The organism is Erythrobacter sp. CCH5-A1 (genome assembly GCF_001557115.1).
Lineage (GTDB): Bacteria > Pseudomonadota > Alphaproteobacteria > Sphingomonadales > Sphingomonadaceae > Erythrobacter.
This window is the reverse complement of record NZ_LSKQ01000025.1, coordinates 1-6,420: the sequence shown is the minus strand read 5'-3', so window position 1 is coordinate 6,420 and position 6,420 is coordinate 1. Positions and strand designations below refer to the sequence as shown.

At 67.1% G+C, this 6,420-nt stretch carries 11 protein-coding genes and 1 pseudogene; 1 reads left to right on the top strand and 11 read right to left on the bottom strand.

Annotation, left to right across the window (positions count from 1 at the left end; genetic code table 11):
* The 11 genes and pseudogenes from AX708_RS01575 to hisB all read right to left on the bottom strand — a co-directional run.
* Positions 1–299: pseudogene (locus AX708_RS01575) on the bottom strand (energy transducer TonB); the annotation flags it as partial.
* An 8-nt stretch (positions 300–307) separates the two neighbouring features.
* Complete coding sequence (locus AX708_RS01570; protein WP_066531244.1) at positions 308–751, bottom strand: biopolymer transporter ExbD; 444 nt, start codon at positions 749–751, stop codon at positions 308–310.
* On the bottom strand, positions 751–1,452 hold the full coding sequence (tolQ, locus tag AX708_RS01565) for a protein TolQ (RefSeq protein WP_066531246.1): 702 nt from the start codon (positions 1,450–1,452) through the stop codon (positions 751–753). Before tolQ ends, AX708_RS01570 begins: the two co-directional genes overlap by 1 nt.
* 4 nt (positions 1,453–1,456) lie before the next feature.
* Positions 1,457–1,906, bottom strand: coding sequence for a YbgC/FadM family acyl-CoA thioesterase (locus tag AX708_RS01560; protein WP_066531248.1), 450 nt, complete (start codon positions 1,904–1,906; stop codon positions 1,457–1,459).
* A gap of 43 nt (positions 1,907–1,949) precedes the next feature.
* Positions 1,950–2,330: a histidine triad nucleotide-binding protein gene (locus AX708_RS01555; RefSeq protein ID WP_066531250.1), complete on the bottom strand. Its 381-nt coding sequence runs from the start codon at positions 2,328–2,330 to the stop codon at positions 1,950–1,952.
* Positions 2,331–2,333: 3 nt separating this feature from the next.
* Positions 2,334–2,651, bottom strand: a complete 318-nt coding sequence (locus AX708_RS01550) for a phosphoribosyl-ATP diphosphatase (RefSeq protein ID WP_066531251.1) — start codon at positions 2,649–2,651, stop codon at positions 2,334–2,336.
* Between the two features lie 117 nt (positions 2,652–2,768).
* Entirely contained in the window at positions 2,769–3,530 is a 762-nt protein-coding gene (gene hisF / locus AX708_RS01545; protein ID WP_066531254.1) for an imidazole glycerol phosphate synthase subunit HisF, read from the bottom strand.
* Positions 3,527–3,751: a hypothetical protein gene (locus tag AX708_RS01540; protein ID WP_066531256.1), complete on the bottom strand. Its 225-nt coding sequence runs from the start codon at positions 3,749–3,751 to the stop codon at positions 3,527–3,529. The genes hisF and AX708_RS01540 overlap by 4 nt, the downstream gene beginning before the upstream one ends.
* Positions 3,748–4,488 carry a 1-(5-phosphoribosyl)-5-[(5-phosphoribosylamino)methylideneamino]imidazole-4-carboxamide isomerase gene (gene hisA / locus AX708_RS01535; protein WP_066531257.1) on the bottom strand — a complete coding sequence of 247 codons (741 nt, stop codon included), beginning with the start codon at positions 4,486–4,488 and terminating at the stop codon, positions 3,748–3,750. The genes AX708_RS01540 and hisA overlap by 4 nt, the downstream gene beginning before the upstream one ends.
* Complete coding sequence (hisH, locus tag AX708_RS01530; RefSeq protein WP_066531259.1) at positions 4,485–5,111, bottom strand: imidazole glycerol phosphate synthase subunit HisH; 627 nt, start codon at positions 5,109–5,111, stop codon at positions 4,485–4,487. The genes hisA and hisH overlap by 4 nt, the downstream gene beginning before the upstream one ends.
* Positions 5,104–5,712: an imidazoleglycerol-phosphate dehydratase HisB gene (hisB, locus tag AX708_RS01525; protein WP_066531261.1), complete on the bottom strand. Its 609-nt coding sequence runs from the start codon at positions 5,710–5,712 to the stop codon at positions 5,104–5,106. The genes hisH and hisB overlap by 8 nt, the downstream gene beginning before the upstream one ends.
* A 138-nt stretch (positions 5,713–5,850) precedes the next feature.
* Here hisB and AX708_RS01520 point away from each other — a divergent pair, with 138 nt between their 5' ends.
* Positions 5,851–6,330 carry an SspB family protein gene (locus AX708_RS01520; protein ID WP_066531264.1) on the top strand — a complete coding sequence of 160 codons (480 nt, stop codon included), beginning with the start codon at positions 5,851–5,853 and terminating at the stop codon, positions 6,328–6,330.
* Positions 6,331–6,420 lie beyond the last annotated feature (90 nt).

Sequence of the window (6,420 nt, the reverse complement as noted above, 5' to 3'; positions counted from 1 at the left end):
GGCTTGGGGGGCACCGGAGCCGCGCGCGGCGCAGGCTCGGGATTGGCAGCCTCGGGCGCGGGGGCAGGGTTGATGTCGATCGTCGGGGCGGCCGCCATGCGGCTCTCGCTCACCGGATCGGGCGCGGCCTCCTCCAGCCCCACCTCGGTCGTCAGGCTCACATTGATCCGCTCGGGGAACACCTCGACCTCGCTGCGCATCGTCTGCATCGCCAGCACGCCCACCAGCGCGCCATGCAGCAGCACAGCGGCGCCGAGGCCGATCTTCTCTTCGTTCCTGAGCGCGATGTCTCCCATCATTTCCTCGGTTATGGGGCGCTAACTGAACCGTCGGTGACCAGCGAGATCGAGGTGAAGCCTGCGCGGCCCAGCTCGCCCATAACCTGCATCACTCTGCCGTAATCGAGGCTGCGGTCGCCGCGCAGCACCACCAGCGGCGACTCGCCCCCGCGTTGCAGCGCCTCGAGCGCGGCGGGAAGCCCCCCGGCGGGCACGGGCGCATCCTCGATATAGATCGTGCCCGCCGCATCGATCGAGACGGTGATCTGGTCGGGCTTCTCCTCCACCGGCGCGGCGCGGCTTTCGGGGAGTTCGACGGGCACGCCCACCGCAGGCAGCGTCACCGTCACCATGAAGATGATCAGCAGCACCAGCATCACGTCGACCAGCGGCGTGACGTTGATCTCCGACATGGCGGCGCGGCGGGAGCGCTTGCCGCCTTTGCGCCCTCGGGAAGAAAGACCCATTCCCATCAGGCGCGGTCCAATTCCCGGCTCAGCCCCGTGTGGAGCTTGTCGGCGAACCGCTGGAGCCCCGCCTCATACCGGTCCACCGCGCTGCCGAAACGGTTGTAGGCAATCACCGCCGGGATCGCGGCGAACAGGCCGATGGCGGTCGCGAACAGCGCCTCGGCAATGCCGGGGGCCACCACCGCCAGTGAGGCGCTCTGCTGCGCGCCGATCTGGAAGAACGAGGCCATGATCCCCCACACCGTCCCGAACAGGCCGACGAAGGGCGCGACCGAACCGACGGTGGCGAGGAAATTGAGGCGCCCGGCGAGATCGTCGGCTTCCTCGGCGATCTGGCTGTCCATCACCGCCGCGATGCGCTGGCGGGCAGCATCGCGGTCGACCGGCTGCTTGGCGGTCGATTTGCGCCACTCGTCGATCCCCGCGGCAGCAATCCGTGCGGCGGGCACTTCCTTTCTCACCTGCTTGGTGAGCAGGCTCTCGCGGTTCTGCTGTTCCCAGAACTCGGCTTCGTATTCGCGCGATTTCTTCGACAGCCCCCCGATCCTGAGGGAGAAGGAGACGATGATCGTCCACACCCACACGCTGGCGAGGATCAGCCCGGCCATCACCGCCTGCACGATGATATCGGCCTCGATGAACAGCTCGACCGGATCGAGCCGGGTCGGAGCGGTGGCAGCGGCGGCAAGCAGATCGAACGTCACGGGGTCACTGGTCCTCGTTCATGAAGGCGGCAAAGGCGGCGCGCCATGCAGCGGGTTGACGGCGCGGGCGCCCGTCTAGCGTGATGAAGCCGACGCGCAAACTAGCCTCGCACAGGATTTGCGTACCTCGCCGCGCAATCTGGTGCATCCGGCACGAGGCCGCGCCAAGCTCGGTGCAGCGGGTTTCGATCACCACGTCGTCATCGAGCCGCGCGGGCGCCACGTATTTCAGATTGACCTCGCTGAGCGCATAGGCGCCCTCCCCTTGCTCGATCGCGGCACGCTGGTCGATGCCGAGCATCCGCAGGAGATCGGAGCGCGCCCGCTCGAACCAGCGCAGGTAATTGGCGTGGTAGGTGATCCCCGACAGGTCGGTGTCCTCGTAATAGACGCGCACCGCATAGAGGTGCCGCGCGCCATCGAGGACGCCGCCGGGGGGAGTGGGAGAGGTCATCGCGCCATCCCATGCCTGCCCCGTGTGAAGCCGCGATGAACGTTCACCGCCGCGCGATCATCGGGCCCAGGGGCTGGCCGCCGAAAATGTGGACGTGAAGGTGCGGCACTTCCTGCCCGCCATGCGCGCCGATATTGGCGAGCAGGCGGTAGCCGGGCTCGACCAGCCCCTTCATCCGCGCCACTTCCCCCACCGCGCGCACGAAGCCGGCGATTTCGGCATCGGAGGCTTTTGCCGAAAAGTCGTCCCAGCTGACGTAGCGGCCCTTGGGGATCACCAGCGTGTGGATCTCGGCCTGCGGGTTGATATCCTCGAAGGCGAGGGCATGGTCGTCCTCGTAGACCTTTCGCGAGGGGATTTCCCCGCGCAGGATCTTCGCGAAGATGTTGTTGTCGTCATAGGGCAGGGTCGGGTCGATCGGCATTTTCTACTCCGTGCGTGCGGCTTTCTCGACGAGTCCCGAGAGCCCTTCGCGGCGGTCGAGTTCGGCGAGCACCTGTTCGAGCGGCACGCCCTTTTCGGCGAGCAGCACCATCAGGTGGAAGAGGAGATCGGCAGCCTCGCCCACCAGTTCCTGCGCGTCACCGACAAGCGCGGCGATCACGGTCTCGGTCGCCTCCTCACCCACTTTCTGCGCGATCTTCATGATGCCTTTGTGGTGGAGCTTCGCCACATAGCTCTCCTCCGGCGAGGCGGTGAGGCGCTGGGCGATGGTCGCTTCGAGGCGGGCGAGGGTTTCGGACATGTGTTCAATTCTCGTCATTGCGAGCGCCGCAGGCGCGCGGCAATCCATGGTCGGACGTTGCCGCGAGCGGCACGGTCAGTCCATGGGTTGCTTCGCTACGCTCGCAATGACGAATGTTCAACCGCGCGCGGGCAAGCCCGCTGCCCGTAGCGCCGCGTGGGCCTCGGCGATGGTGTGGTGGCCGAAGTGGAAGATGCTCGCGGCGAGCACCGCGCTGGCGTGGCCCTCGGTCACACCCGCCACGAGATGCTCGAGGCTCCCCACCCCGCCGCTGGCGATCACCGGCACGCTGACCGCATCGGCGATCTCGCGGGTCAGGGCGAGGTCGTAGCCGCGCTGGGTGCCGTCCCCGTCCATGCTCGTCACCAGCAATTCGCCCGCGCCGAGGTCTGCAACCTTCATCGCATATTCCACCGCATCGATCCCCGTCGGCTTCCTGCCGCCGTGCGTAAAGATTTCCCAGTTCCCGCGCGGCGTCCGGCGCGCGTCGACGCTGGCGACGACGCACTGGCTGCCGAACTTCGCGGCGATCTCGCCCACCAGCTCGGGCCGGGCGACGGCGGCGGAGTTGACCGCGACCTTGTCCGCCCCCGCCAGCAGCAGCGCGCGCGCATCCTCGGCGCTCCGCACCCCGCCGCCGACCGTCAGCGGCATGAAGCACACCTCCGCCGTGCGCCGCACCATGTCGAGCAGCGTCCCGCGGCCTTCGTGGCTGGCGGAGATGTCGAGGAAACACAGCTCGTCCGCTCCGGCAGCGTCATAGGCGCGCGCCTGCTCGACCGGATCGCCCGCGTCCTTCAAGTCGACGAAATTGACGCCCTTGACCACGCGGCCATCGGCCACGTCGAGGCAGGGGATGACACGGATGCGGACGGTCATGAGAACATCTCAGAAAGAAGAAAATAGATGCATGTGATCGCGATGATGCTCAATATCGTCCCGTGGAACGCAAGCACGGCCCAGAAGTCGTAGTTCCCTGGCGACCGCACCTTGCGACCGAAACTACTCCAATCGATAACCCCGGATCGCAGGGATTGCGCAACGAACCAGAGTTGCACCAGACAGAAGACGAGCCCGCCGGCCAGTAGAAGCGTCTTCACGCCCGCCCCTCGGCCTTTCGGCCCATCGCAATCGCGGCGGCCAGGTCGAGCCGGCCTTCATAGAGCGCGCGGCCCGTGATCACCCCCTCGATCCCCTCGTGCGCGTGGAGCGAGAGGATGTGGATGTCGTCCAGCCCCTTCACGCCGCCGCTGGCGATCACCGGAATGTCGACGCGGCGGGCGAGGTCCACGGTGGCCTCGATGTTCACGCCTTTCAGCAGGCCATCGCGGCCGATGTCGGTGAACAGCAGCGAGGCGACGCCTGCATCCTCGAAGCGGCGGGCGAGGTCGGTGACGGGGACGTCGGAGACTTCCGCCCAGCCCTCGGTAGCCACCATGCCGTCCTTGGCGTCGACCGCGACAACGATGCCGTTCTCCCATTCGCGCGCCATATCGCGCACGAAATCGGGGTTCTTGAGCGCTGCCGAGCCCATCACCACCCGCGCAACGCCGAGGTTGAACCAGCCCTCCACGGCCTTGGCATCACGGATGCCGCCGCCGAGTTGCACATAGCCGGGGAAGGCCTTGACGATGGCTTCCACGGCTTCGCGGTTGCGGCTTTCGCCCGCAAAGCTGCCGTCGAGGTCGACCACATGGAGGTGCTCCGCCCCGGCCTCGGCGAAGATCAGCGCCTGCGCGGCGGGATCATCGCCGTAGATCGTGGCACGGTCCATGTCGCCCTCGGCGAGGCGCACGACCTGGCCACCCTTGAGGTCGATGGCGGGGAAGATGATCACGGATACCACTCCAGAAAGCGCCGGAGCGTGGCGAGGCCATAGGCCTGGCTCTTCTCCGGGTGAAACTGCACGCCGATGATGTTGTCGCGGGCGACCGCCGCCACCAACCCCTCGCCGTGGTCGGTCATCGCGGCGACATGGTGCGGATCGCTTGCGGCGAAGTGGTAGGAGTGGAGGAAATAGGCCTCCCCCTCTTCGATAACGGCATGGTCCTTGGCATGGGGTAGCATGGCGACATCGTTCCAGCCCATGTGCGGCACCTTGATCGCGGGGTCGGTGGGCTGGATCAGCCGCACCTCGCCCGGGATCCAGCCGAGGCCGGGATGCGCGCCGAACTCGAGGCCCCGCTCCGCCAGCAATTGCATCCCCACGCAGATGCCGAGGAACGGCGCCCCGCCGACCTGCACCCGCTCGGTCATCGCCTCCACCATGCCCGGTAGCGCGCCCAGCCCCTCGGCACAGGCGCGGAAGGCGCCGACGCCGGGGAGCACGATCCGGTCCGCCGCGCGCACCACATAGGGATCGGCGGTGACAGTGACGCTCGCGCCCGCCGCCTTCAGCGCGTTGTGGACGGAGTGGAGATTGCCCGCGCCGTAATCGACCAAGGCAACGACTTCACCCACCGAGCTGCCCCTTGGTGCTCGGAATCGCGCCGCCCTTCCTCGGGTCGCGCTCCACCGCCTGCCGCATCGCCCTCGCAAAACCCTTGTAGAGGCTCTCGCAGATGTGGTGGTTGTTGGTGCCGTAGAGCAGCTCCATGTGCAGCGTGATCCCCGCCGCCTGCGAAACCGAGTGGAACCAGTGCTCGATCAGCTCGGTGTCCCATTCGCCCAAGCGTTCCTGCGTGAACCTGGCCTTCCACACGAGGTAGGGCCGCCCGGAAATGTCCAGGGCAACCCGCGACAAGGTCTCGTCCATCGGCGAATAGGCCGCGCCGTAGCGACCGATCCCGGCCTTGTCGCCCAGCGCCTGGCTGATCGCCTGCCCGAGCGCGATCGCCGAATCCTCGGTGGTGTGGTGCTGGTCGACATGGAGGTCGCCCTCCACCTTCATCGTCACGTCGATCAGCGAATGGCGGCTGAACTGTTCCACCATGTGATCGAGAAAGCCGATCCCGGTCGATACGTCATAGGCGCCGGTCCCGTCGAGATTGACGGCGATGGCGATCTTGGTCTCGGTGGTGTTTCGCTCAACCGAGCCGGTGCGGGCGGTAATGCTGGCCATGCCCCGCGCTATAGTCGGCTGCGCCCGCATGACAAGCGGGCGGCGAATGCGGAGCATGGGCTGCAAATCTCGCGAGACACGCGGAAGGTGCCAAACCTCTTGACCAAGCGGGCGCGCGGCGGCACCAACCGTCAAGCCATGAACGCCGACACGCCCGACAGCCTGATCCCCTACGACGAGATCGTGCAGGAAGCCCTGCGCGCCGTTGTCGGCCGGGTGCTGGGCTCGATCGTCAGCGGCGGGGGCAACCTGCCGGGGGCGCATCACTTCTATATCACCTTCAAGACTGCCGCGCCCGGCGTCTCCATCCCGCCGCACCTGCGCGAACGGTTCCCGGACGAGATGACAATCGTCCTCCAGAACAAGTTCTGGGACCTGGAGGTCCTGCCGCAGAGCTTCTCGGTCAGCCTCACCTTCAACCAGGTGCCCGCCAAGCTGACGATCCCCTTCGCCGCGATCACCGCCTTTGTCGATCCGGCGGTCGATTTCGGCCTCCAGTTCCAGGCCGCGGCCGGCGAGCTCGAGCCCGAAGCGCACGAGGACGCGGAGAACGATGGGCCGGACACCGATCCCGACGGCTCGAACGTCGTCTCGATCGATTTCGGGCGCAAGAAATAGGCGCCTGATGGCGGGGGCCGGACGGACAGGCAGGGGCAAGCGCGGCAAACTCGCCACGCCTGCCGCCGACACGGCCGAACCGCCCAAGCC